Consider the following 24,238-nt stretch of genomic DNA (forward strand, 5'->3'; position numbering starts at 1 on the left):
CGGCCCGGTCGCAGATGTGCGTCAGTGATTACTGCTGATCGACGCTGTCAAAACCGGCTGTGAAACCCGACAGCGACATGTCCAGAACAACCTCTTGGTCAGGTGCAGCGGCAGGCACCATGCGCACGACGGCATTGCTGCCACGCTTGAGCTGGTTGACCTCTTGTGCGGTGAACCCGACACGTGCCACGCATCCGGCCTGGTTGCAGAACGTGAACGGATAGACCTTGGGTTCGTTGCTGTCGATCGTGACGCGCAGGTTCTGGGTCAAAAGCGTTTCAAGCGGCACGACGAAAGTCGCGCCAGCTGCAGCCTCTCCTCCGGCGGGCAAGGGAAAGGTGCTGACCTCGGCCACGGCATTGCCGTCGTCGTCCATCAACAGTTGATACAGCTGGCAGGGATCGGTGCCTTCTTCGGCCTTCAGACAGCGCAGCGACCAATCGTTGAACTCTTCGCGGATGTAGGGTTGTCCGATGCGCAGTTCTTCTACTGCAGGTGCCTCGGCTGCGGGCGCCTCGGCTGGGGTGTCCGTCGCGGGGGTTTCTTCTGTGGTCTGTGCGGCGGCAGCCAGCGGCGCGGCGGCAACCAGCAGTGCCAGCAGCGTTGTCTTGGTCGTTTCGAACATCGGATACCTCTTGGTATAGAATTTGGCCCTGACGTAGCATGCAACCGCAGGACTGTCAGTGACAAATTTAAGACCATACGCAGCGCCGCCGACAACAAAAAAGGGCCCCGCAAAGGACCCTTTTCCGTTCTCCCTGCCGGACGTTGCCGACGAATTGACCGAACGCTATGGCAAGCTTTCTGTTGCGTCAACGCGAAAATGGTGGGGCGCGGCATTGGGTCCCGTTGCCAAGTCGGCAAATCGAACCGACCCCGGTTTGAGGCTTTTATCAGGCGCACCGGGCGCATAGAGTTTCGCTGCGAAAGAACGCTTTGGGGGTTGATATGACGGATCGTATTTTCATCGGGGGTGGTGGTGAAAACTATGCCGTGCCGCAGGAGTTGTTGCTGGACAAGGCCAATCGCCATGGCCTGATCGCGGGCGCCACCGGGACCGGCAAGACTGTCACGCTGCAAATTCTGGCCGAAGGATTTTCCGCCGCGGGCGTCCCGGTGTTCCTGTCCGACGTCAAGGGCGATCTGTCGGGCCTTGCTGTCAGCGGATCAGCCGATTTCAAGCTGCACGAACCCTTTATGAAGCGGTCCGAAACCATCGGTCTGGACCTTCAATACAGCGCCTTTCCGGTCACGTTCTGGGACCTGCTGGGGGAACAGGGCCACCCGATCCGGGCGACCGTCGCGGAAATGGGTCCGCTGCTGCTCAGCCGTCTGCTGGGTCTGACCGACGTGCAGGAAGGCGTGATGAACGTCGCATTCCGCGTGGCCGACGAAGAGGGGCTGCCGCTGCTGGACCTCAAGGATCTGCAGGCGCTGCTGGTCTGGGTTGGGCAGAATGCCAAGGATCTGTCGCTGCGCTATGGCAATGTGGCCGCGTCCTCGGTGGGCGCGATCCAGCGGCAATTGCTGGTGCTGGAAAATCAGGGCGGCAACCAGTTGTTCGGTGAACCCGCGCTGGAATTGTCGGACATTATCCGCTGTGCCGATGACGGGCGCGGCATGATCAACATTCTGGCGGCTGACCGGCTGATGGCGTCACCCGCGCTTTATGCCACGTTCCTGCTGTGGCTGTTGTCGGAACTGTTCGAGGAACTGCCGGAGGTCGGCAACCCGGACAAACCCAAACTGGTGTTTTTCTTTGACGAGGCGCACCTGCTGTTCGACGACGCACCCAAGGCGCTGGTGGACAAGGTCGAACAGGTCGCACGCCTGATCCGGTCCAAGGGGGTTGGCGTCTATTTCATCACGCAGAACCCCGACGATGTGCCGGATGATGTGCTGGGGCAGTTGGGAAACCGCGTGCAGCACGCCCTGCGGTCATTTACCGAACGCGACCGCAAGGCCCTGCAAAAGGCGGCTGAAACCTATCGTCAAAATCCCGCATTCGACACGGCAGAGGCGATCCAGCAGGTCGGCACCGGCGAGGCCGTGACGTCGATGCTGGACCCTAAAGGCGCCCCGATGATCGTCGAGCGGACGCTGATCCGCCCGCCGTCGTCGCAACTGGGCCCCATTGATCCCAGCACGCGCGCCGTGATGATGGGTCAGAACCCGATGCACGCAAAATACAGCACTGCAGTGGACCGCGACAGCGCGTTCGAGATGCTGAGCAAGCGCGCCGACGACGCGGCCAAGGCCGCAGCAGAAGCCGAAGCGGCCGAGGAAAAGGCCGAAGCGCAAGAACGCGAATTCAAGATGGCGCGTCGCTACGAAGGTAAGCAGACCGGGCGGTCAACCTCGCGCCGGGCCAAGGATGACGGCGGTTTTGGAGGGGCCATCGCATCGGTCGTGGTCAAGGAACTGAAGGGCACCACCGGTCGTCGTATCGTGCGCGGCATTCTGGGCGGATTGTTCAAGGGTCGCTGATGGTCGATGACAAAACATTCTGGGATCGCGCGGCGGACAAATACATCAGCGATCCGATCGCTGATATGGATGCCTACGAAGAAGGATTGTGCCGCACGATCCCCTATCTGTCAAAGGACATGCGCGCGATAGAGATTGGGTGCGGGTCGGGCATGACCGCCCGCAGGCTGGCCCCGCATGTCGGTCATCTGACGGCGACCGATCTGTCCAGCGCAATGATCGGGCATGCGCGCAAACTGCAGGACACTGAAAACGGCCCCGACAACATCGATTACCGCGTGGCAGACCTCGCGGGGTTTTCGCACGAAAACGCCGACGTCGTTTTGTGTTTCAGTCTGCTGCATTTGCTGCCCGATCTGGACGCTGGCCTGCGTCAGATACATCAAATATTGCCAGCGGGTGGCCTGTTCATTTCGAAAACGCCATGTCTTGGCGGGCTTTGGTCAGCACTCAAGTTGATCATGTGGCCGATGAAGCGTCTGGGCAAGGCACCGTCCAATGTCCATTTTTTCACTGCGGAGCGTCTGGAAAACAGGGTCAGGGCTGCTGGATTTGATATCGTCGCCGCAGATGTTCAGCCTACGCGCCCACCGCGCCACTATATCGTTGCACGCCGCATCTGACGGATTGACCCAAAGGTCGGACCATCTGCCTGGGCCGGACGGTCAGAGCGGACGGATACTGAGGACGGAAATCCGGTTCTCGTCCTTTTCCATCACCTCGAACCGGAATCCGTGAAAGCTGAAGACCTGACCGACCAGCGGGATGATCTGCGCCTCGTGGATCACCAGGCCGGCGACGGTATTCGCTGTCTCGTCTGGCAGGTTCCAGTCGTGCGCACGGTTCACGTCGCGGATCGTCATGGACCCATCCACCAGATAGCCGCCGTCTGGGGTCGTTTCGAACACATAATCTTCTTCGTCGTCGTGTTCGTCAGCGATTTCGCCCACGATTTCCTCGAGGATATCCTCGAGTGTCAGCAAACCCTGCAATGCACCGTATTCATCGACCACCAGCGCGAAATGCGATTTGCGTTTCAGGAACTGGCGCATCTGGTCGTTCAGCGTCGTGGTTTCCGGCACGAAATAGGGCGGCATGGCCACGTCCATGATGTCGACGCGGGTGACACCGTCGGACAGTTTCGTGCCGTCGTCCTGCACGTCATGCATGGCGCGCAACAGGTCCTTGGCATGGATGACGCCGACAATGTTTTCGGGGTCGTCACGGAACAGCGGCAGGCGGGTGTGCGTGCTTTCCAGACACTGGCGCAGGATATCGGCTGCGGGCTGGTCGGCGTCCACCATTTCGATGCCGGACCGGTGCAACATCACCTCTTCCACGGTGCGTTCCGCCAGATCCAGCGCGCCCAGGATGCGGTCGCGGTCCTCTTTCTGCACGACGCCTTCTGAATGGCCCAGTTGCAGCGCACCGGCGATTTCCTCGCGCACGGCGAGGATGTTGCTGTCGGGATCGGTCTGCACGCCAAAAACGCGCAGCACACCGCGCACGAAAAACCGGACGGCCCCGACGATGGGCGAAAACAGGATCACGACCACCTTGATCGGGCGCGACACGATGCTGGCCGTGGTTTCGGGGTTGGTGATGGCGTAGGTTTTCGGCAAAACCTCTGCAAAAATCAGCACCAGCGTGGTCATGACAAGGGTGGCCAGCGCCACGCCGTTGGGACCAAAGAGCCGGGTCAACAGCGCCGTTGCAAGCGACGTCGCCAGGATGTTGACCACGTTGTTGCCCAGCAGGACTGACCCGATCAGGCGTTCGTTATCCTCGGTCAGGTCCAGCGCACGCGATGCACCCCTGTTGCCGCGGTCGGCGGCGGCGCGCAGTTTCCCGCGCGAGGCAGCGGTCAAGGCGGTTTCGGACCCCGAAAAGAACCCTGACATGAACAACAGCAGAAGGATGCCCCCGGCAGTAATCCAGAAAGCGGCGTCAAAGAGCGCGGGCGCGCTCGAAAGGGGGTCCATCAGGTCAGTTCCATTTATTGATCAAGGCGAGGATATGGGGTCTGGCACAGTCGCTTCAAGTAGTTTTGCCCGCTTGTGCCAACGGGTGGTGATTGAGCACCAGTTCAGACAGCGCTTCGTCCAGGACATGGGTATAGATTTCGGTCGTGGCGACGTCGGCGTGACCCAGCATGATCTGGATCGCACGCAGATCGGCACCGCCCGCTAGCAGATGGGTGGCAAAGGCGTGACGCATGGTGTGCGGTGTCACATCCGTGTGGGCCAGACCAGCGGTCGCGGCCAGTTCCTTGATCAATGTGAAAAACCGCTGGCGGGTCATGTGCCCCGCCTTGCCGCGGGCGGGAAAGAGGAATTTCGACACAGGTTTGCCCTGTGCGCGGCGAGCGTCCTGTTCGGCGTCCCAGACCTGCAACCAGTCGCGCACGGCCATGCGGGCAGGGGGCGACAACGGGACCAGACGTTCCTTGCCACCCTTGCCCAGCACCAGCAGCATGCGGGGGTCACCGCGTGCGGCGCTGACGGGCAGGCTGACCAGTTCCGTCACACGCATCCCCGTCGCATACAGCAATTCCATCAGGCAGGTATTGCGTGTCGCGTCGGGGCCTGTGTCACGGGCCGCCTGCAACAGCCTGCCGACCTCATCGACGGTCAGCGTCTTGGGCAGGGATCTGGATTTGCCCGGCCCCTTGATCCGGATCGCAGGGTTATCGGTGCGCCAGCCTTCTTCGAATGCAAAACGGTAAAGCTGCCGGATCGCCGACAGCCTGCGAGCGCGGGTCGCGCGGGCAAGGCCCTGCGCGTCGCAATCGATCAGATAGCTTTCGACATGGTCCTGCGTCGCGGTGTCGAAATGCAGTCCCTTGTCCGCCAGCCAATCCGCGAAATCGGCCAGATCGCGTGCATAGGCCAGTTGTGTGTTCTGTGCTGCGTCCAGTTCTGCAGCCTGTGCCGCGACAAAGGTCTGTACCCAGCGCGTCATCGGCTGCGCCGTCATGTGCGGCGGTCCAGCAGCAGCAACTCGATCGCGGCCTGGCGTGCCACCTTGTCCTGTCCCGCGGCGCGCAGCACACGCAGCGCATCGGTGATCGCAGGACCATCACCTGCCGCACCGGCGTCAAAGATCGCGATAGCACGCAACAATGCCTCTCCCGTGCGGTCATCCTGGAGCAGGGTATCCAGCTGCGCGGACGGTGGCGCACCGTCAAAGCCTGCACTGATCGCGGCCTCGACCGTGGTACGTGTCGGCACATCCGCCGGATCGCCCGACAGCAAGGCCTGGATCAATGCGCTGCCGCCAGGGGCCGATTGACCGCCCAGATGCCGGACCGTGCGCACGATGTCAGACACCTTTGGGTCATCGAGACCATCCAGATCGTCGGCATAGAGCGTGGCAAAGAGGGTCTCTGCGCGGATGGCCTGCATGGCGTCCCAGGCAGCGGGCAGGGTGGCGACCATTGCCGATCTATCCGCAATGCGGGTTGCGGCGTGAAATTCCTGAAAGGCGTCGACCCGGTCCCAGACCCCGCCGGATGCTGACGGCGTGCGCGCCAGATAAAGGTTCGACAGGCTGGCGGCGGGAAGGGCGTTGTGCATGGCCAGCCTTTCGGCTGCGTCCAGTCGTGTCTTGAGCCCGACCGTGTCGCCCAGATCCGCATAGGCAAAGGCCAGCGGCAGGCGTGCGGTCGAAAGACCCTCTCCGATGGCACCGCGCAGGCGGAACACAAGCGGGCTGATACGGTCCGGGGCCGCCATCGGTCCTTTGCCTTCGAACAATTCCGGGTCCAGAAAGCGTGACAACAGCAATTCTTCGTCTGCATCCAGATCGCCGAGGGCGGCGTTGGTGTTGACAGTCAGGGCCGCGGCCGACCAATCGCCCGCGCGCGCCAGACAAAAGACCCGCGCCGATACCGTGGGGGCAAGCGATGGGCTGGCCTGCATGGCGCGGCAGGCGTCATCCTCGGATCCGGTCAGCAGTGCGACGTCGAACCAACGCCGGAACAGGGCCGGATCACGGGTCGCGTCCAAGGTGTCGATCAGTGCCTGCGCCTGTGGCAACAGCGCCAGGTCCAGCAATTTGTCGATCCGCGCGACCAAAACGGGCAGTTCCGCCCCGGCGGGTGCCTCGGCGCGGGTCAGCAAAAGGGCGGACAACAGGCCATGCAATGCAGGCAGGCCGGGCGCTGCCTGTGCGTTGATCAAGGTCGTCACGTCGTCACCTGTGCTGGCCTGCCACATGTCTGCGGGCAGGCCGCTGATGCGCGGGGCGAGGACGCCCACAGCACCGAAACCCGAGGCCCCGAGGGGGGTGACTGTGACCTGAGGGACATCGATGCTGCTGGCCACCGATGGTTCATCGCGCGGCACTGGCGGCAACGGGGCAGGGGCCGTGATGGCCACGGATTGCGACAGCCAGTCAATCGCCGACAGGGGTTCATTCGCTGTCTGCGACAGGCCTGTTGCGGGCATCAGCACGACCGCCGCTATGGCTGCATGCCTGTTCAATCGGTTTCCAACGTGACGGGTTGCGTGATCTGCGTGCTGGGTGCTGCAAAATCGTCGGGAAACAGCAGCGGTCCCGCATAGGCGTATGCGATCAACGCAAGGCCTGCGACCAGGATCAGGAAAAACAAGAATTTCATCAATCGCCACATCTGTCTGGGCCCCTGCCGATTTGTCGCCGGACGATTGGTCGCCACGGATTTGAGATGTTTATATATGGCCTTTTCGGCAAGATCACGCCATTCAAGGCAGGAAATCTGAAACTGGCGGTAGATAGCCTGCCGCGATAGGCAAATGGGTGACCAGTGGGGTCCGAGACACGCACCACCGGCTCTGGATCTCTGACCCTGCATCGCACCGTGGTGATGGTGGGCATGATGGGGTCGGGCAAGACCGCGATTGGCCGCGCATTGGCGGCACGACTTGGGGTGCCGTTCACCGATAGCGATGCCGAGATCGAAACGGCCGCCGCTGCCACGATCGCCGAAATCTTTGAACGCGATGGCGAGACGTTTTTCCGCCGCCGCGAATCGGAGGTCATCGCGCGGTTGATGACCGACCGTCCCGCGATCCTGTCCACCGGAGGCGGTGCCTATCTGGCAGAACGGAACCGTGACGTGATCCACAAACACGGCATCGCGGTCTGGCTGAATGCACCGTTGAGCGTGCTGTGGGACAGGGTCAGAAACAAGGATACGCGACCGCTGCTGCGGACTGCCGATCCCTATGGCACGCTTGCGCAGCTCTTTGCCAACCGCAGTCCGGTCTATGCGCAGGCGGAATTGACACTGGACGTGCAGCCACGGTCGACAATCGAGGACACCACAAGCGCGGTGATCGACTTGCTGGCGACACGTCCCGACATACTGGAGGTTCACCGATGACCGAAACCGTCACTGTTGATCTGCCGGGGCGTGCTTATGACGTGGTGATCGGTCCGGGCCTGATGTCCGGTGCCGGTGCGCGCATTGCAGCACTGGGTGGGCGTCGCCATGTCGCCATTTTGACGGATGAAACCGTGGCCGGGCTGCATTTGAACAATTTGCAGGCGGCGCTGACTGACGCAGGTCTGACGTCAGAGGCCTTGGCCCTGCCGCCGGGCGAGGCGACCAAATGCTGGGCGCAGCTGTCGCGCAGTGTCGAGTGGCTGCTGGATCAAAAGGTCGAACGCGGCGATGTGATCGTGGCGCTTGGCGGTGGCGTGATCGGGGATCTGGGCGGGTTCGCCGCAGCGATCCTGCGGCGCGGTGTCCGTTTCGTGCAGGTGCCCACCAGCCTGTTGGCGCAGGTCGACAGCTCGGTCGGGGGCAAGACCGGGATCAACGCACCGCAGGGCAAGAACCTGGTCGGCGCATTTCATCAACCCAGCCTCGTGTTGGCCGATACGGATCTGCTGGCCACGCTGCCCGTCCGGGATTTTCTGGCGGGTTACGGCGAGGTCGTGAAATACGGCCTGCTGGGTGATGCCGCATTCTTTGACTGGCTCGAGACGAACGCCGCGGCGATGGCCGCAGGTGATGTGGACGCGCGGGTGCGCGCCGTGACGCGGTCGGTGCAGATGAAGGCCGACATCGTCTTGCGCGACGAAACCGAACAGGGTGACCGCGCGCTGTTGAACCTGGGTCATACGTTCTGTCACGCGCTCGAGGCTGCGACGGGGTATTCGGACCGTTTGCTGCATGGCGAGGGCGTGGCGATCGGCTGTGCGCTGGCGTTCGAGCTGTCGCAAAGGCTGGGTCTGTGCCCACAAGAGGACCCCAGCCGCGTCCGCGCGCATCTGGCGGCGCTTGGCATGAAAAAGGACATCCGCGACATTCCCGGCGATCTGCCCGACCCCGAGGCCCTGCTTGCCCTCATGGGACAGGATAAAAAGGTTCAGGCCGGTGTGCTGCGGTTCGTGCTGGCACGCGGCATCGGCAAGGCGTTCGTGACGTCCGATGTGCCACGCGATGCGGTCCTGTCGGTCCTGGCGGATTCGTTCTAGGGCGGAACGAAAAACGCCGCCCCGTGGGGCGGCGTCTGCTGGATCAGAACGGGATTTCGTCGTCCATGTCGCGGCCGCCGCCACCGCCATTGCCACCACCACCGTAGCCGCCACTAGAGCTGCCGCCGCCATAACCGCCGCCGCTGTCGCCACCGTAGCCGCCGCCGCTGTCGCCGCCATAGCCGCCACCGGAATCACCGCCGTAGCCACCGCCGCCACCGGCGTTGTCGCCACGACCGTCAAGCATGGTCAGCGTCGAATTGTAGGGGCGCAACACGACTTCGGTGCTGTAGCGGTCCTGACCGGACTGGTCCTGCCATTTGCGGGTTTCCAGCTGGCCTTCGATATAGACCTTGGATCCCTTGCGCAGATATTGTTCTGCCACCTTGGCCAGGGGTTCGCTGAAAATCGCGACGCTGTGCCATTCGGTGCGTTCCTTGCGTTCGCCCGAATTGCGGTCCTTCCAGGTTTCAGAAGTGGCGATCCGCAGGTTGCAGACCTTGCCACCGTTCTGAAACGTGCGCACCTCTGGGTCGCGCCCCAGGTTGCCGATGATGATGACCTTGTTCACTGAACCCGCCATGAAGTCCCCCTGCGATTCTGATGTTCGTGCCGTTGTGACAGATTTGCGGCCCAAGGTTAACAGGGCCTGAAGACCATTGGGGTGGTCAGGCGCGTCGAATCGGATAGACTGAGTACTCATGCGTATCCCGGGGGCGTCCATGATCAGAGCCAGTCTTGCGATTTCAGTCGGTTTGGCCGCGGCGGCAACCGTTGCATCCGCGCAAAGCGTTTCGACGTCGAACCGGATGCAATTGTTTCAGAACCAGTTGTCAGTGCTCGATAATCGGGCCTCGCAGCAATACAATAACTCGATCCGTCTGCAGCCGCCGCGTGTAGAAGTGCCAAGCCTGGCACCGCCGACACCGCAGTACGCGGGGCGTTATGCGGGACCTTATCTCGCGCTTGCGCGTGCTGCCGCGCGGCGCCACGGCATCCCCGAGGATCTCTTTGCGCGTCTGGTTCAGCAGGAATCGAACTGGAATGCAGGTGCGATTTCGCACAAGGGTGCCATTGGTCTTGCGCAATTGATGCCGGATACCGCGCGGATGTTGCGAGTTGACCCGCGAGATCCAGCCGAAAACCTGGATGGCGGCGCACGATACCTCAAACAGCAATACGTTACGTTTGGGAACTGGCCACACGCGCTGGCGGCGTATAACGCTGGTCCCGGCGCCGTTGCAAAATTCCGTGGCATCCCACCCTACCGCGAGACACAGAATTACGTGGCGCGCATCTGGGGGAGTTGACGCGGATTTGCCCCTGTCGTCGCCACGTGCATGAAAGGGGTGCTGCATGTCGTCATTGAAATTCCGGTTAAAGCGGCTGTTCGAGCGGATCTGGGTGCCGATCGGCGCATACGGCCTGCTGGGCGTGATCGCGGCCGCGATAGGGTCTATGCTGGCGGACGTGATCCCGTCGTCGCTTGCGTTTCAGATCGGCGCGGAATCGATCGATGCGATCCTGAACATCATGGCGTCGTCAATGCTGGCCGTGACGACCTTTTCACTGTCGATCATGCTGTCGGCCTTTAACACGGCGTCCAGCACGGCCACGCCGCGCGCGTTCCTGCTGCTGAAGACCGACCAGACGGCGCAACAGGTTCTGGCCAGCTTCATCGGCGCATTCATCTTTAGCTTGGTGGGGATCATCAGTTTGCAGATCGGCCTCTATGGCGAGGGCGGTCGCGTGATCCTGTTCGGGGCGACACTGCTGGTGTTGTCACTGATCATCATCAATCTGGTCCGATGGATCGGGCATCTGACGGATTTCGGACGGCTTGGCGATACGCTGGCACGGGTCGAACGCGCGGCCACTGATGCGATGGCGGCACGGCTCGCGGCCCCGTTCCTGGGCGGGCGCCCGTTCATTGCCACCGTGCCGACCGATGCCGTGCCGATACGGGCGACGGATATCGGACATGTCAGCTTCATTGGTCTGACCCGTTTGAACAAGCTGGCCGAGACCCATGGGGCCTCGATCTATCTTGAGGTGCTGCCCGGCGGTTTCGTGACACGCGGCACGCCGCTGGCCCATGTCGCGGGCGGCCCGGTCGGTCCTGACTATGATAGCCTGCTGCAAGACGCACTGTCGTGCTTCGAGATCAGCGCAGACCGCAGTTTCGATCAGGATCCACGTTTTGGCCTGATCGTGATGTCGGAAATTGCAAGCCGCGCACTGTCGCCTGCGGTGAACGATCCGGGCACAGGAATAGACGTGATCCGCCGCATGACACGCGTCCTGTCGCAATGGGACACACCGGCCGATCCCGAAGTCACGCTTTCGCATCTTTTCGTGCGGGGATTGCGCGCCGAGGATGCGCTGGTGGACGCCTTTCAGGCCATCGCACGGGACGGTGCCGCACTGATGGAAGTGCAGATCGCGGTCCAGCGATCATTGCTTGCGCTGACCCGGCTGCAGCCGCCCGTATTCGGGCCGGCCGCGGTGGTGCAATCGCAACGCGCCCTCGCGCATGCGGCAGATGCGATGCTGATCGGCGCGGACATTGATCGGTTGCGCCAGATGTCCGATGATATCGCCACGGCCGCTCGTCCGGCGCAGGGTCACATCGCACAGATCTGATCCGATGCGCCGATTTTTCGCGAAAAATCGGGCGGCCCCTGAATTTTCGCGAAAATTCGGTTCAGATGCTGCGACCCAGTTTGTAGAGCTGGGGCAGGTACGCGATATGCATGTCTGCGCCGGTGACATCGGGTTTCGCGTGTCGATAGAGCATGCGCCAGTAGGGTTGCAGCGTCACCGCGTCATCCCGCATCATCGCCTGCAGCCGCGCCATGACAGCGCGGCGGGCGTCCGCGTCGGCGATGGCGCCTGCCTCGGTCAGCGCGGCATCGAAGGCGGGATTGGCATAGCCGCTTTCGTTCCATGCGGCACCGGTCCGATAAGCAAGGGCGAGTGTCTGAATGCCCAAGGGCCGGTGATTCCAGTTCGTCGCGCTGAACGGATAGCTGTTCCAATTCGCCCAATAGGTCGATCCGGGGACGATCCGGCGGTTGACCCTGAAACCCGCGTCTCGCAGTTGTGCCGCCACGGCGTCGGCGGTGTTCCTGCGCCAGTCGTCATCAATCGAGGTGATTTCCATTTCGAAATCGGCCATCCCGGCCTCGGTCAGCAAGTCAAAGGCGGCAGCGGGGTCATGGGGCAGGGCGGGAATGTCGGCCCATTCGGGATGCATGGGGCCGACATGCATGTTGCGCGCGGCAATGCCCCTGTCGGCATAACCCAGTTCCAGGCAGACGGCGGGGTCCACGGCCATCGCAATCGCCCGTCTGACCCGGACATCGGCGTAGGGTGTGACGCCATCAACCTCGGCCTGCGCGTTGGTGCGGATGCAGATGGTTGCCCCTGACGCGACCTGTGATCTTTGCCAGCCCAGCGCGTCCATGACCTCGATGAAATCGCCGACGGTCTCGAACAGCATGTCGACCTCGTCTGCGACCGCGGCAGCCACCCAGGCGGCCGGGTCAGTGCCGCAATCGATCAATGAAATCTGGTCCAGCGTGGCACCCTTGCCAGCGGCCTCGCCCCACCAGACGTGATCGCGGTTGCGCACCAGATCGGCGCGCGTGCCCACCTCGAAGAAGGTCGGAAGATACGGTCCGGTGCCAACAGGATTTTCCAGCATCGTGTCGGGCGAAAATCCGGCAGGCGTAATAGCCGCCGGATAATCGGACATGCTGGCAACAAGCGAGATATCGGGTGACTGCAGATGCAGTGCGACGGTCAGGTCGTCGACAATTTCAATCGCATCCGGTCTGATCTGACCGGTCGCATCGTCGATCAACACGCCAAAGCGGGCGGCCATGGAGTTGCCCGCGACCGAGGTATCGCACCATCCTGTGATGTTCCGCGCGACATCCGACGCGGTAAAGGCTGTGCCATCGTTCCAGGTCACGCCCGGTCTCACATTCAGCCTGTACTGTGTCCCTTCAGCGTTCACGGTCCAGCTGTCCAGCAACATCGGGCCAAAGGTCCCGTCATTGTTGTATTCAACCAGGTATTCCAGCCAGCCAGAGGTGAAATAAGCGAGTTCGGTCCAGTCAAAGGTCCGCGGGTCACGGGGCGCGCGGACCCCCATCTGGATACGCAAGGTGCCGCCCGGCCGCACCTGAGCCTGTACTGCCGCGGGTGCGGACAGACCCAGCAGGCCGTAGGCGGCCGTGCCGGTCAATCCCAGTGCTGTGCTCCGGGTCAGGAATTCGCGTCGATCCAGCTGCCCGGACCGCACCTCTTTGGCATACATCAGTGCGGCAGGATGAACGGGCTGCGATGTCGGGTCGATCATGGTCTCCGATCCAGTCGTTGCTGTGGCTGTTGTACCTTATTGGCTATGCCCCAAGGCATGCGACTGCGCAACGCGGCTGTCATTGTGCGGGCAGGAATCCGATCGACGCCTGCGAAGCCCGAGACCTAATGCTTTCCCGCGCGACGCTGTTCCGGGACGGATTTGCGAAATGCACTGGGGGTCTGGCCGGCACGCGCCTGAAACACGCGGCTGAAATAGGCCGCAGAGCCATAGCCTGCGACTTGGGCGACATCGGCGATGGGCGCGCGGGTTTCGCGCAGCATGCGGCATGCCTCATAGTGCCTGCGATCCGACAGCAGCGTCAGGGCGGATTGACCGCTGGTCTGACGGCAGCATCGGGTCAGATGCGTGGCGGTGACACCCAGTGTGGCCGCATAGTCCGCAATACCTTTGTCCGTCGGGAAATGACGTTCGATCAGGTCCGTGTAGGCCGCGACTAGTCGCGCAGCACTGGAGTTGCGCCGATCCACGTCAGGACCGGTATTGCGCTGATTGTCGATCTGCCGCGCAAAGAACACGGCCAGTAGCCCGGTCTGGTAATGTGCCGCGCGCCGTGCATGCTGCCTGTCTGACGAAAGTTCCCGTTCAAGCCCGTCAAAGAGGGTCAGGAATTCCTTTTGGGCCATGACGTCCCGCAGGCGCAGGTGCACGGCCTCGGACGGCCATTCGGATGCCATGGCTCGCGGCAGGGTCAGCAGATGGCCGAAAACGGTTGGTCCGGCCTCGAACCCGTACATGGTCCGTGCCGGGATATAGATGAGGTTGTTGGCGAAGTATCCGTGGGTCAGGCCCTGGATAATAATGCGGCCCTGACCGCGCGCAATGAACAGCAGGCGCGGCGTGGCATGGCTGCGCATGGCCTCGGTGCGCCATCGGTTCGCCTGTGTCGCGCCGCCGATGGGTTGCAGGGCAAGCGCGCTGTCAGGCGGTTGGGAGGGGATCAGGCTGGCAATATGCGACATGGGCAGGTCCAGTGTTCGATTTGGACAAAAGTGCCTGCCCATTTGTTCAAAAACAACAGAATTAATCGGAAACAAATTGTAAAGCTGTGGATGGATCTGTGGATACAGTGGGGACAACTTGCCAGTCGCGCATCCGTTTGCGAAACCACGTCCGTTGCCGCTTGGCATATTGGCGCGAAGCGACGATGGCCGACGCACGTGCGTCGGGCAATGACAGCTGGCCGGTGACATGAGCGATCAGCTCAGGTGCGCCGATGGCCTTGGACGAAGGATGCCGTGGGTCCCACGTCGGGGCCATGGCCCGTGCCTCGTCCAGCGCGCCGGCATCCAGCATCGCATCAAATCGGCGCTCGATCCGAGGTGTCAGCCAGTCCTTTGGCGCGTCCACCACGATGGCTGTTGCATCCGCACGCGGCAAAAGCGGCGGTGGAGTCGCGTCCTGCCAGGCGATCAGGCTGCGACCGGTCGATTTCTGCACCTCCCACGCGCGCTGCACGCGGGCACGGTTGGCCGTATCGATCCGCGCGCGCGTGGCTTCATCAAGGTCTGCCAGCAGCCCCGCCAGTGGACGGCTGTCCGCATCCGCGCGCACATCATCCGGCGTGGGGGGGATGTCGGCCAGCCCTTCGGTCAGGGCGGTCAGATACAGGCCGGTCCCACCGACGATGATGGGGCGCGGTCCTGACAGCAAAGGTGCCACATCGCGCAGCCAGTGACCGACAGAATAGGGCGCATCATATGCAACGTGTCCGTATAGCGCGTGATCTGCCTGCGCGAGATCGGCGTCGTCCGGGCGGGCGGTGACGATGCGCCAGCCGTCAAAGACCTGCATGGCATCGGCATTGACGATGACGCCGCCTTGGGTGCGCGCGATGTGCAAGGCCAGCGCCGATTTGCCGGATGCCGTCGGGCCTGCAATCAGGACCGGCCTGCCGCTGTGGATCGTGATCGGTGCCACGGCGGGCCTTTCTGCAATTGAACCTTGGGTCTTTTTGCGACAATTTGCGGGACAGTGAAACCCCGACCAACAGGATGCCCCAAATGCCGGACAAAGCGACGACCTACAGCCGCGTGATGCTCAAGATTTCCGGCGAGGCCCTGATGGGCGATACGGCATTCGGCCTACATCCGCCCACCGTCCAGCGGATCGCGAAAGAGGTCCAGACCGTGCACCAGATGGGGGTCGAGATCTGTATGGTGATCGGTGGCGGCAACATCTTTCGCGGGTTGCAGGGCAGTGCGCAGGGGATGGAACGCACCACGGCCGATTACATGGGGATGCTGGCCACGGTGATGAATGCGCTGGCGATGCAATCCGCGCTGGAAGAACTGGGCATCCATACCCGCGTGATCAGCGCAATCACCATGAACGAGGTGGCCGAACCCTATATCCGTCGCCGTGCCGTCCGCCATCTGGAGAAAAAGCGCGTCTGCATCTTTGCCGCCGGCACCGGAAACCCGTATTTCACCACCGACACGGCCGCCACGCTGCGCGCCAACGAAATGGCCTGCGAGGCCATTTTCAAGGGGACCAAGGTGGATGGCGTCTATGACAAGGATCCCGCCAAACACGCCGATGCCAAACGCTATGACAGGGTGTCCTATGACGAGGTGCTGGCCCAGCATCTGGGTGTGATGGACGCGAGTGCGATCGCGCTAGCCCGCGACAACCACTTGCCCATCATCGTGTTTTCGCTGGATGAACCCGGCGGGTTCAAGGGCATCCTTGCAGGCGACGGAACCTATACCATCGTGCACGACTGACAGGCAAAACGATCCGAACGGGTCACAGGCAATCCGAACGGTGATCTATACACGCAGCACGAATTGACGTAAGTGCAAGCAAAACCGGATGATACTCCGATAAGAGAGCGACAAGACATGGCAGACGATTTCGAACTTGATACCGACGACCTGGGCCGCCGTATGGACGGCGCGATTGCGAACCTGCGGGTGGAACTTGCGTCCCTGCGGACGGGGCGTGCGTCCGGTTCGATGCTGGAACCCATCATGGTCGATGCCTATGGCAGCCCGACGCCGATCAACCAGGTCGGCACCGTCAACGTGCCCGAACCGCGGATGGTCACGATCAACGTCTGGGACAAGGGTCTGGTCAACAAGGTTGAAAAAGCGATCCGCGAAAGCGGGCTGGGCATCAACCCGCAGTTGAACGGCACGATCATCATGCTGCCGATCCCCGAATTGAACGAGGAACGTCGCCGCGAGTTGACCAAGGTGGCCGGTTCCTACGCCGAGAGCGCGCGTGTCAGCATCCGCAACCTGCGGCGCGACGGCATGGACCAGATCAAGAAGGCCAAGGACGGCATGTCTGACGACGACCAGAAATTCTGGGAGGCCGCCGTTCAGGAACTGACCGACAGCCATATCAAGCTGGTGGATGAAACGCTGGAAACCAAGCAAGCCGAGATCATGCAGGTTTGACGCCAATTGCCCGGGTTGGGCGTTGATCCGCCAACCTAGTTTAGCGCTGTTTACGACCGCATCAATGCGGGCGTAGTGACCGGGCGGAAGATCATCCGCCATGTTTAAATCAGGAAGGGCCACCATGCCCCAGGACGAGCAGACACCACAGGGACCGCACCACGTCGCGGTCATCATGGACGGAAACGGGCGCTGGGCGCAGCAGCGGGGCAGGCCCCGGTTGTTCGGCCACCATGCCGGTGCGCGGCGCGTGCGCGAAATCGTGCGGGCCTGTCCCGATGAAGGCGTCAAGTATCTGACGATCTTTGCCTTTTCGACCGAAAACTGGAAACGGACCCAGACCGAGGTTGCGGGCCTGATGGCATTGTTCCGCCGTTACATCCAACGCGAGGCGATGGCGCTTTTGTCCGAAGGTGTGCGGGTGCGGTTCATCGGTGACCGGATCAAGCTGGACGACAAGCTGGTCAGCCTGATGGACAACCTTGAACTGCTGACGGCTCACAACGACAAGGTGCATCTGACGATCGCCCTGAACTATGGCGGTCGTGACGAGGTGACCCGCGCCGCACAGCGTCTGGCCGTCGAGATCGAACAGGGCCGGTTGAGCCACAAGGACGTGGATGCGGAAACGCTGTCCCGGTTCCTGGATACGCGTTTCCTGCCGGACCCGGATCTGGTCATCCGGACCAGTGGCGAAGCACGGATCAGCAATTTCCTGCTGTGGCAGTCCGCCTATGCGGAATACGAATTCATCGACACGCTCTGGCCTGATTTCACCAAGGACGTTTTCTCTCGGGTTCTGGCCGGATACGGCCAGCGCGAACGCCGATTTGGGGCTGTTCCAGCATAAGATGGCTGGATCTGACCCGCAAACCGACCCCGGAAAATGGGATGATCTGACTGTCCGCATGGCGTCGAGCGCGGCAATGGTCGCGGTTGGTGCCGTGGCCGTCGTTTTGGGCGGCGTCTGGTTCCAGATTTTGGTGATTTTCGCTGTTGCCGTGATGATCTGGGAAATCTGGATGATGATCGCACCCGATCTGCCGACACCCGGCATGATCCTTGCGGCGCTGACCGCATCGGTGCTGTCGGGCATGTTGACGCACGAAAGCGCATTTATATTGCTGCTGTTTCTGGTGGTGCCAATCGTCGGTGCCTATATGGTCAAACACGAACGGCTGTATTTCTTTTGTTTTGCCTTTGGCGTGCAGGTGGCCGGCTGGGGGCTGCTCACATTCCGCGCGGACTATGGTTTCACGTGGATTCTGTGGCTGGTGAGCGTTGTCGTGGCCACTGACGTGTTCGGCTATCTGGTAGGCCGGGTCGTGGGTGGTCCGAAATTCTGGCCCAAGGTCAGCCCTAAGAAAACCTGGTCCGGGACCGCGGGCGGTTGGGCTGCGGCAGGCGTTGTCGGGGTCATTTTTGCGATGCTGACAAATGCAGGTTTCATCATCGTGGCGCTGAGCGTGGTTCTGAGTTTCGCCAGCCAGTTGGGCGACATCATGGAAAGCGCGTTCAAACGCCGGATGCGGGTCAAGGACAGTTCCACACTGATCCCGGGTCATGGCGGTTTGTTCGACCGGTTTGATGCGCTGCTGGGGGCATCGCTATTCATGCTGCTGATCGCCAGCGCATTCAACGTGCCGGGCGTGAACTTTTGAGGCGCATCACCATACTGGGTGCCACGGGGTCAATCGGACAAAGCACCATTGATCTGATCAAGCGACGTCCCGATGATTTCGATGTCGTCGCCCTGACAGGTGGCTGCAATGCGAAACAGCTGGCTGCCGATGCCATCGCCTTGCGTGCTGAAATTGCGGTTTTGGACAGTGCTGACTGCTATGGCGAACTAAAGGACCTGCTGTCCGGCACGGGGATCGAGGTTGCTTGCGGTGCGCAGGCCATCGCCGATGCCGCACGCAGGCCTGCCGACTGGATCATGTCCGCGATTGTTGGTGCTGCTGGCCTGCCGCCGGGTATGGCCGCCCTGGAACAGGGCAGCACGCTGGCCCTGGCGAACAAGGAATCGCTGGTTACTGCCGGGCCACTCTTGATGGCGACGGCTGCGCGGTACGGTGCGCGCATCCTGCCTGTCGACAGTGAACATTCCGCCGTTTTTCAGGCGCTTGTCGGTGAACCGATGGATGCCGTCGAACGGGTCATCATCACTGCGTCCGGCGGCGCATTCCGTGATTGGCCGCTGGAGCAGCTCAAGACCGCGACTGTGGCGCAGGCCTCGGCACATCCGAACTGGGACATGGGTCAGCGCATCACCATCGATAGCGCGTCCATGTTCAACAAGGCGCTGGAGCTGATTGAAACAAAAGAGTATTTTGGCATCTCGCCGGACAAGATCGAAGCAATCGTCCACCCTGAATCGCTGGTCCATGCGCTGGTCGGCTTCAACGATGGTGCGCTGATGGCCCATGTCGGACCGCCTGATATGCGCCACGCGATCGGCTATGCGCTCAACTGGCCGGACCGAAGTCACCTGCCGGTCGCGCGGCTGGATCTGGCGGCCATCGGCGCACTGACGTTCCGTGCCGCCGACGAGGTGCGTTGGCCCGCGCTGCGCATGGCCCGAGAGGTGATGTCCGCAGGTGGCAAGACGGGTGCGGTTTTCAACGCAGCCAAGGAGCGGGCGCTTGATGCGTTCATCGCAGGGCAGGTGGGGTTCATGGACATGCCTGTGGCGGTGGCGGAAACGCTCGCCAAAATGTCAGCGCATTCGGGTCTGCAAAACGCCCCGATTTCGTTAGAAGAGGTTATGGAAACGGATCGCCTGTCGCGTATCTGCGCCGACGCGGCATTGGCAAAACTGGGATGACATCATGGATATGACGACGCTTCTGCCTTCACTGGGTGGTGGATTGTTTACGCTTTTGGCGTTTGTCGTATCGCTGTCGATCATCGTGACGATCCACGAATACGGCCATTATATCGTCGGGCGCTGGTCCGGTATCCATGCCGAAGTGTTTTCAGTCGGATTCGGGCCGGTGCTGCTGTCCCGGACGGACAAGCGCGGCACGGTCTGGCAGATCGCGGCCCTGCCGCTGGGCGGCTATGTCAAGTTTCTGGGCGATGCGAACGCTGCATCCGTTGGCAGCGACGGCAAGGAGGTGCCCGGTCGGGATGCGCGCCACACGATGCTGGGTGCGCCGCTATGGGCCCGGGCCGCGACCGTTGCCGCGGGGCCCTTGTTCAACTTTGCGCTGACGATCCTGATCTTTGCGGGTTACCTGATGTGGGTTGGGACACCGTCCGATCCGACCACGGTGAAGCGGGTGTTCGACCTGCCGCCGCAATTCGCAACCGAAATCCAGCCGGGTGATGCGCTGGTCGCGGTGGATGGTCTGGATCTGAACGAAGAGGGTGTGCAGTTCGATTCCATCCCTGTTGCCGCCAGCGTTGACTACACGGTGATCCGCGACGGCGCTGAAATGGTCGTATCCGGTCCCTATCCGGTGCCGCCGCGCGCATCGGGGGTGACACCGCGGTCTGCGGCTGATGATGCGGGCCTGCGGATTGGTGATGTCATCACCTCGGTGAACGGGCAGCCGATCATCGCATTTCGCGAACTGGTTGATATCGTGACGGCCGGTAACGGCGACGCACTGTCACTGGAGGTCTGGCGTCGCGGTGACATGATTGACGTGGAACTTGCACCCCGGCGCGTCGATCTGCCCTTGCCCGAAGGCGGGTTCGAGACGCGCTGGTTGATCGGTGTGAACGGAGATCTGTTCTTTAGCGCCGCCACAGACCGGGTCGGCCCGTTCGAGGCGCTCTGGATCGGTGTCCAGCAGCTGTGGCGCACGCTGACGGTGTCGCTGTCGGGGCTGTGGCATGTGGTGACCGGCGCAATTTCGACCTGCAACATCTCGGGACCCGTCGGAATCGCGGAAACCAGCAGCACGATGGCCAGTCAGGGTGCAGGAAATTTCATCCTGTTCATCGCATCGCTGTCGGCGGCTGTCGGCCTGCTGAACCTGTTTCCGATCCCGATCCTGGACGGCGGACATCTGGTGTTTCATGCCTATGAGGCGGTTTTCCGCCGCAAGCCGACGGATGCAGCGCTGCGTGTGCTGATGGCAGCGGGGCTGGCGCTGATCCTGACGTTCATGATCTTTGCAATTCTCAACGACATCTGGTTCTGCCCCTGATCGGCCAGACTTGCTGCATAGTTTCGACACATTTGCGCGGTATTCCTCACACAACATGTGAAAGGAGCCGAGAGATGCAGACGATAAAACAAGGTTATCGGAGTGTCAGCACCATCGTGTCCCTGAACTGGGACCGCGCGATCATGACCGCAATCTTGATGCTTGCCCTGTATTTGGGCGGCTACGTCGCGTTGTTGTAGCAACAGCGACCGAACCTACCGAATATTGACGCGCTCGCAGCTTTGCGGGCGCGTCTTGCTTTTGACATCCTGCTTGGGAATGGCTAATCCGTTTACAACTGGGGATGACAAAAGCAGGCGCTGACATGACTTTGACAACGGGGGGCGTTCGTGCGTCCGGACTGATGGGAATGTGTCGCACTGCGACGCTGGTTTTTGCGGTCGCGGTTCTGCCAGCTGCACCAGCATTTGCACAGAGTTTTACGTTCAATAACGTTGTCATCAACGGTAACCAGCGCGTTGCCGACAGCACCATCCTGACCTTTGGTGGCATTTCGCGCGGCGAAACGGTCGATGCGGCTACCCTGAACGATGCAGGCCAGAATATCCGTGCATCCGGCCTGTTCGACAACGTCGAGGTGCGGGCGCAGGGCAATACGCTGGTCATCGACGTAGTCGAATTCCCGACAGTCAGTCAGGTTGCAATCGACGGAAACCGGCGTCTGGCCGATGGCGAGTTTCTGCCGCTGCTGGAAAGCCAGCCACGCCGTATCTATTCGCCTGAAACGGTTGAACGTGATGTTGCGACGATCACGTCGGTCTACGCGCGTAACGGTCGCATCAACGCAAGCGTGACACCCCGCATCATTCGTCTGTCCGAAAACCGCGTGAACGTGGTCTTCGAGGTCAGCGAAACAGGCGTCACCGAGGTCGAACGGATTACCTTTGTCGGCAACCGCAGCTTTTCCGACCGGCGCCTGCGGGGCGTGCTGGAAACCAAGGAAGCCGGTCTTTTGCGTGCGATCATCAGCCGCGATACATTCTCTGAGGATCGGATCGCGTTTGATCGTCAGGTGCTGACCGATTTCTACCAGTCGCGTGGTTACGCCGATTTCACGCTGCAAAACGTCGATGTTGCGCTGACACGCGAACGCGACGCCTATCTGATTACCTACAACATTCAGGAAGGACAGCAGTTCACGTTCGGCAACGTGTCCGCGAGTTCTGCCCTGCCAGAGGTCGATGTCGCGACATTTCAGGCTGCACTTAGCACGCGCAGCGGGCGGACCTATTCGCCCGGCCAGGTCGACCGCGATATCGCGCGTCTTGAACGGCTTGCAATCCAGCAGGGTCTGACGTTTGTGGCGGTGGAGCCGCGGATCACGCGCAACGACCGCGACCTGTCGCTGGACGTGAATTTCGAGCTGGTGCGCGGTCCGCGCATTTTTGTCGAACGCATCGACATCGAAGGCAATTCCACCACGCTGGACCGGGTTGTGCGCAACCAGTTCCGCGTCGTCGAGGGTGACCCGTTCAACCCGCGCGAAATCCGCCAGGCCGCCGAACGTATCCGCGCCCTTGGATTTTTCGCGAATGCCGAGGTTGACGCGCGCGAAGGGTCCAGCCCGGATCAGGTCGTCGTGGATGTGAACGTCGAAGAGCAGCCCACAGGCTCGCTGTCATTCGGTGCCAACTACAACAGCGATGTGGGCGTGGGACTGGTGGCAAGTTTCCGCGAGGCAAATTTCCTTGGCCGCGGACAGGCCGTCGGCGTGCAGGTGTCCACTGCCAGTTCCAACCGTGTGTTCGATTTCAATTTCTCGGAACCGAATTTCCTGGGTCGTGATCTGCGTGCGGGCATCGATTTGTCCTACCGCGTCACCGATAATCAGAATGCGGACTATGACACCGAAAATTTCCGACTTAGTCCGAACCTGACGTTCCCTGTCAGCGAAAACGGGCGTCTGACGACTTTTGTAGCACTCAGCTATGACGATCTGAGCGGTCTGGAAGATGCCACCGGCATCAGTTCGATCATTCAGGAAGAGGCCGCATTGGACGGCGTGACGACGCAGTCTCTGGGTTACGCCTACAGCTTTGACAACCGGCGCACCGGACTGGACCCGACCACAGGTTTCGTATTCCGGTTCGGTCAGGAATTCGGATTTGGTGACACGCAGTTCATCAAGACATCTGCGCTGGCTGCCGCCGAAACCAAGGTGCTGAACGAGGACGTCACGCTGCGGGCCACGATCGAGGGTGGGCATCTGTCGTATCAGGACGGGTTCAGCCGTGTGACGGACCGTTATTTCCTGAACGGCAACACCCTGCGCGGGTTTGATGCCAACGGTGTGGGACCGCGCGATCTGGATCCGGCCAATGACGTGAACGACGCGCTGGGTGGCACCAGCTTTGCCGTGGCGCGGCTCGAGGCGGAATTCCCGCTGGGTCTGCCCGAGGAATACGGTATCACAGGCGGTGTTTTCGTCGATTATGGTTCAGTCTGGGATATCGGTCGCCAGCCGAATGCGACGACCATCTACAATGACTTTACCGGGCGTTCGACCATCGGTTTCGCGATTTTCTGGACGACTCCGCTGGGGCCGCTGCGGTTCAACTTTACCGATGCGCTCAAGGCCGAGGAATTCGACGAAACCCGTTCGTTTGACCTGACGATTTCGACCGCATTCTGATGCGGGCGGCGGTTCTGGCCATGTGCGTCGCAGCTGCGGCGTGGGCTGGCCCGGCCGCCGCACAGCAGGATCCGCAGGCGTTGCCGATCCTGATCGTCGACTATGACCGGTTGTACATCGACAGCGAATACGCCCAGCAGATCCGCGCCGCACTGGACGCGGACGCCGAGGCATTGAAGGCCGAGAACGATCGCATCGTGGCGGCCCTGACCGAAGAAGAACGGTCACTGACCCTGCGCAGACCGACCATGACCGCCGAGGCATTCCGCGCCGAGGCAGATGCATTCGACACCAAGGTGCAGGCCATCCGGCGCGCGCGTGACGCCAAGGAGGTCGAGCTGCAACGCGCGCGGTCCGCCGCGCGAGATGAATTCTTTGTCTCGGTGCGGGATGTGGTCGGGCAGCTCATGTTGGAACGTGGCGCATCGGTCATTCTGGATCGACGTTCCGTTTTTCTGGCACTGGCAGCGTCAGATATCACGGACGAGGCTGTCAGCCGGATCGACGCGGTGATGCTGCAATCAGGGCAGGCGCCCGATGCCGACCAGCCGTTGATCGGCGGAACCGAGCCACAAGCCCCCGATGACACGCCCCTGGATACGTCACCGGCGGCGCCGCTGGACCCCTGAGTGACTTGTCGATCAAGAGGCCAGTTGTTAGTCAGTCTCGTGGCCTAAGCCGC

Annotated in this window: 24 protein-coding genes; 15 read left to right on the forward strand and 9 right to left on the reverse strand. The window is 61.7% G+C overall.

Annotated elements, in window-relative coordinates:
* Positions 1-28: 28 nt before the first annotated feature.
* Positions 29-625 (reverse strand): invasion associated locus B family protein, encoded by a 597-nt coding sequence (locus tag BMX27_RS07380; RefSeq protein WP_090159247.1) that lies wholly within the window; start codon positions 623-625, stop codon positions 29-31.
* Between the two features lie 323 nt (positions 626-948).
* Here BMX27_RS07380 and BMX27_RS07385 point away from each other — a divergent pair, with 323 nt between their 5' ends.
* On the forward strand, positions 949-2,487 hold the full coding sequence (locus BMX27_RS07385; RefSeq protein WP_090159248.1) for a helicase HerA-like domain-containing protein: 1,539 nt from the start codon (positions 949-951) through the stop codon (positions 2,485-2,487).
* The gene (locus BMX27_RS07390) at positions 2,487-3,110 is read left to right on the forward strand and encodes a class I SAM-dependent methyltransferase (protein ID WP_090159249.1); all 624 of its coding nucleotides are present in this window, start codon (positions 2,487-2,489) and stop codon (positions 3,108-3,110) included. The genes BMX27_RS07385 and BMX27_RS07390 overlap by 1 nt, the downstream gene beginning before the upstream one ends.
* Positions 3,111-3,152: 42 nt before the next feature.
* Here the strand turns inward: BMX27_RS07390 and BMX27_RS07395 are convergent, their stop codons facing one another.
* Genes BMX27_RS07395 through BMX27_RS16840 form a run of 4 tightly spaced genes read right to left on the reverse strand, consistent with a single transcriptional unit; the run spans position 3,153 to position 7,108 of the window.
* On the reverse strand, positions 3,153-4,469 hold the full coding sequence (locus tag BMX27_RS07395; protein ID WP_090159250.1) for an HlyC/CorC family transporter: 1,317 nt from the start codon (positions 4,467-4,469) through the stop codon (positions 3,153-3,155).
* Between the two features lie 55 nt (positions 4,470-4,524).
* Entirely contained in the window at positions 4,525-5,448 is a 924-nt protein-coding gene (locus tag BMX27_RS07400; RefSeq protein ID WP_256212433.1) for a site-specific tyrosine recombinase XerD, read from the reverse strand.
* Positions 5,449-5,459: 11 nt separating this feature from the next.
* On the reverse strand, positions 5,460-6,935 hold the full coding sequence (locus BMX27_RS07405) for a hypothetical protein (RefSeq protein ID WP_090159252.1): 1,476 nt from the start codon (positions 6,933-6,935) through the stop codon (positions 5,460-5,462).
* 32 nt (positions 6,936-6,967) lie between these two features.
* Complete coding sequence (locus BMX27_RS16840; protein WP_172794847.1) at positions 6,968-7,108, reverse strand: hypothetical protein; 141 nt, start codon at positions 7,106-7,108, stop codon at positions 6,968-6,970.
* A 165-nt stretch (positions 7,109-7,273) separates the two neighbouring features.
* Here BMX27_RS16840 and BMX27_RS07415 point away from each other — a divergent pair, with 165 nt between their 5' ends.
* On the forward strand, positions 7,274-7,852 hold the full coding sequence (locus BMX27_RS07415; RefSeq protein ID WP_256212434.1) for a shikimate kinase: 579 nt from the start codon (positions 7,274-7,276) through the stop codon (positions 7,850-7,852).
* Positions 7,849-8,952 carry a 3-dehydroquinate synthase gene (gene aroB / locus BMX27_RS07420; RefSeq protein ID WP_090159254.1) on the forward strand — a complete coding sequence of 368 codons (1,104 nt, stop codon included), beginning with the start codon at positions 7,849-7,851 and terminating at the stop codon, positions 8,950-8,952. Before BMX27_RS07415 ends, aroB begins: the two co-directional genes overlap by 4 nt.
* Positions 8,953-8,995: 43 nt before the next feature.
* Here aroB and ssb read toward each other — a convergent pair whose 3' ends face one another.
* Entirely contained in the window at positions 8,996-9,535 is a 540-nt protein-coding gene (ssb, locus tag BMX27_RS07425) for a single-stranded DNA-binding protein (RefSeq protein WP_090159255.1), read from the reverse strand.
* Positions 9,536-9,761: 226 nt separating this feature from the next.
* Here ssb and BMX27_RS07430 point away from each other — a divergent pair, with 226 nt between their 5' ends.
* Positions 9,762-10,262 carry a lytic transglycosylase domain-containing protein gene (locus BMX27_RS07430; protein ID WP_319004428.1) on the forward strand — a complete coding sequence of 167 codons (501 nt, stop codon included), beginning with the start codon at positions 9,762-9,764 and terminating at the stop codon, positions 10,260-10,262.
* A 46-nt stretch (positions 10,263-10,308) separates the two neighbouring features.
* Complete coding sequence (locus BMX27_RS07435; protein ID WP_090159256.1) at positions 10,309-11,595, forward strand: DUF2254 domain-containing protein; 1,287 nt, start codon at positions 10,309-10,311, stop codon at positions 11,593-11,595.
* Positions 11,596-11,656: 61 nt separating this feature from the next.
* On the opposite strand, the gene BMX27_RS07440 is transcribed toward BMX27_RS07435, so the two are convergent.
* The 3 genes from BMX27_RS07440 to miaA all read right to left on the reverse strand — a co-directional run bounded on the left by BMX27_RS07440 (position 11,657) and on the right by miaA (position 15,259).
* The gene (locus BMX27_RS07440; RefSeq protein WP_090159257.1) at positions 11,657-13,318 is read right to left on the reverse strand and encodes an ABC transporter substrate-binding protein; all 1,662 of its coding nucleotides are present in this window, start codon (positions 13,316-13,318) and stop codon (positions 11,657-11,659) included.
* A gap of 125 nt (positions 13,319-13,443) precedes the next feature.
* The gene (locus tag BMX27_RS07445; protein WP_090159258.1) at positions 13,444-14,301 is read right to left on the reverse strand and encodes a helix-turn-helix transcriptional regulator; all 858 of its coding nucleotides are present in this window, start codon (positions 14,299-14,301) and stop codon (positions 13,444-13,446) included.
* Positions 14,302-14,362: 61 nt separating this feature from the next.
* Entirely contained in the window at positions 14,363-15,259 is an 897-nt protein-coding gene (miaA, locus tag BMX27_RS07450) for a tRNA (adenosine(37)-N6)-dimethylallyltransferase MiaA (RefSeq protein ID WP_177172680.1), read from the reverse strand.
* 83 nt (positions 15,260-15,342) lie between these two features.
* Between miaA and pyrH the strand changes: the two genes are divergently transcribed.
* The 9 genes from pyrH to BMX27_RS07490 all read left to right on the forward strand — a co-directional run bounded on the left by pyrH (position 15,343) and on the right by BMX27_RS07490 (position 24,185).
* Positions 15,343-16,065, forward strand: a complete 723-nt coding sequence (gene pyrH, locus BMX27_RS07455; protein ID WP_056032126.1) for a UMP kinase — start codon at positions 15,343-15,345, stop codon at positions 16,063-16,065.
* 117 nt (positions 16,066-16,182) lie between these two features.
* Positions 16,183-16,743, forward strand: coding sequence for a ribosome recycling factor (gene frr / locus BMX27_RS07460; protein WP_090159260.1), 561 nt, complete (start codon positions 16,183-16,185; stop codon positions 16,741-16,743).
* A 124-nt stretch (positions 16,744-16,867) separates the two neighbouring features.
* On the forward strand, positions 16,868-17,593 hold the full coding sequence (gene uppS / locus BMX27_RS07465) for a polyprenyl diphosphate synthase (RefSeq protein ID WP_090159261.1): 726 nt from the start codon (positions 16,868-16,870) through the stop codon (positions 17,591-17,593).
* 1 nt (position 17,594) lies between these two features.
* The gene (locus BMX27_RS07470; RefSeq protein ID WP_090159262.1) at positions 17,595-18,404 is read left to right on the forward strand and encodes a phosphatidate cytidylyltransferase; all 810 of its coding nucleotides are present in this window, start codon (positions 17,595-17,597) and stop codon (positions 18,402-18,404) included.
* A complete protein-coding gene (dxr, locus tag BMX27_RS07475) occupies positions 18,401-19,570 on the forward strand; it encodes a 1-deoxy-D-xylulose-5-phosphate reductoisomerase (RefSeq protein WP_090159263.1) in 1,170 nt (389 codons plus the stop codon). The genes BMX27_RS07470 and dxr overlap by 4 nt, the downstream gene beginning before the upstream one ends.
* Before the next feature lie 4 nt (positions 19,571-19,574).
* Positions 19,575-20,903, forward strand: coding sequence for an RIP metalloprotease RseP (gene rseP / locus BMX27_RS07480; RefSeq protein ID WP_090159264.1), 1,329 nt, complete (start codon positions 19,575-19,577; stop codon positions 20,901-20,903).
* Positions 20,904-20,977: 74 nt separating this feature from the next.
* A complete protein-coding gene (locus BMX27_RS17000; RefSeq protein ID WP_256212435.1) occupies positions 20,978-21,103 on the forward strand; it encodes a hypothetical protein in 126 nt (41 codons plus the stop codon).
* Between the two features lie 125 nt (positions 21,104-21,228).
* Positions 21,229-23,556 (forward strand): outer membrane protein assembly factor BamA, encoded by a 2,328-nt coding sequence (gene bamA / locus BMX27_RS07485; protein ID WP_090159265.1) that lies wholly within the window; start codon positions 21,229-21,231, stop codon positions 23,554-23,556.
* 20 nt (positions 23,557-23,576) lie between these two features.
* Complete coding sequence (locus tag BMX27_RS07490; protein WP_090159627.1) at positions 23,577-24,185, forward strand: OmpH/Skp family outer membrane protein; 609 nt, start codon at positions 23,577-23,579, stop codon at positions 24,183-24,185.
* Positions 24,186-24,238: the final 53 nt, after the last annotated feature.

This window comes from Loktanella sp. DSM 29012, from assembly GCF_900110705.1.
Classification (GTDB): Bacteria; Pseudomonadota; Alphaproteobacteria; order Rhodobacterales; family Rhodobacteraceae; genus Loktanella; species Loktanella gaetbuli.

Coding starts and splice junctions, on each gene's coding strand:
- BMX27_RS07380 (WP_090159247.1), bottom strand. CDS start 625: ATGTTCGAAACGACCAAGACAACGCTGCTGGCACTGCTGGTTGCCGCC.
- BMX27_RS07385 (WP_090159248.1), top strand. CDS start 949: ATGACGGATCGTATTTTCATCGGGGGTGGTGGTGAAAACTATGCCGTG.
- BMX27_RS07390 (WP_090159249.1), top strand. CDS start 2,487: ATGGTCGATGACAAAACATTCTGGGATCGCGCGGCGGACAAATACATC.
- BMX27_RS07395 (WP_090159250.1), bottom strand. CDS start 4,469: ATGGACCCCCTTTCGAGCGCGCCCGCGCTCTTTGACGCCGCTTTCTGG.
- BMX27_RS07400 (WP_256212433.1), bottom strand. CDS start 5,448: ATGACGCGCTGGGTACAGACCTTTGTCGCGGCACAGGCTGCAGAACTG.
- BMX27_RS07405 (WP_090159252.1), bottom strand. CDS start 6,935: ATGCCCGCAACAGGCCTGTCGCAGACAGCGAATGAACCCCTGTCGGCG.
- BMX27_RS16840 (WP_172794847.1), bottom strand. CDS start 7,108: ATGAAATTCTTGTTTTTCCTGATCCTGGTCGCAGGCCTTGCGTTGATC.
- aroB (WP_090159254.1), top strand. CDS start 7,849: ATGACCGAAACCGTCACTGTTGATCTGCCGGGGCGTGCTTATGACGTG.
- ssb (WP_090159255.1), bottom strand. CDS start 9,535: ATGGCGGGTTCAGTGAACAAGGTCATCATCATCGGCAACCTGGGGCGC.
- BMX27_RS07430 (WP_319004428.1), top strand. CDS start 9,762: ATGCAATTGTTTCAGAACCAGTTGTCAGTGCTCGATAATCGGGCCTCG.
- BMX27_RS07435 (WP_090159256.1), top strand. CDS start 10,309: ATGTCGTCATTGAAATTCCGGTTAAAGCGGCTGTTCGAGCGGATCTGG.
- BMX27_RS07440 (WP_090159257.1), bottom strand. CDS start 13,318: ATGATCGACCCGACATCGCAGCCCGTTCATCCTGCCGCACTGATGTAT.
- BMX27_RS07445 (WP_090159258.1), bottom strand. CDS start 14,301: ATGTCGCATATTGCCAGCCTGATCCCCTCCCAACCGCCTGACAGCGCG.
- pyrH (WP_056032126.1), top strand. CDS start 15,343: ATGCCGGACAAAGCGACGACCTACAGCCGCGTGATGCTCAAGATTTCC.
- frr (WP_090159260.1), top strand. CDS start 16,183: ATGGCAGACGATTTCGAACTTGATACCGACGACCTGGGCCGCCGTATG.
- uppS (WP_090159261.1), top strand. CDS start 16,868: ATGCCCCAGGACGAGCAGACACCACAGGGACCGCACCACGTCGCGGTC.
- BMX27_RS07470 (WP_090159262.1), top strand. CDS start 17,595: ATGGCTGGATCTGACCCGCAAACCGACCCCGGAAAATGGGATGATCTG.
- rseP (WP_090159264.1), top strand. CDS start 19,575: ATGGATATGACGACGCTTCTGCCTTCACTGGGTGGTGGATTGTTTACG.
- BMX27_RS17000 (WP_256212435.1), top strand. CDS start 20,978: ATGCAGACGATAAAACAAGGTTATCGGAGTGTCAGCACCATCGTGTCC.
- bamA (WP_090159265.1), top strand. CDS start 21,229: ATGACTTTGACAACGGGGGGCGTTCGTGCGTCCGGACTGATGGGAATG.
- BMX27_RS07490 (WP_090159627.1), top strand. CDS start 23,577: ATGTGCGTCGCAGCTGCGGCGTGGGCTGGCCCGGCCGCCGCACAGCAG.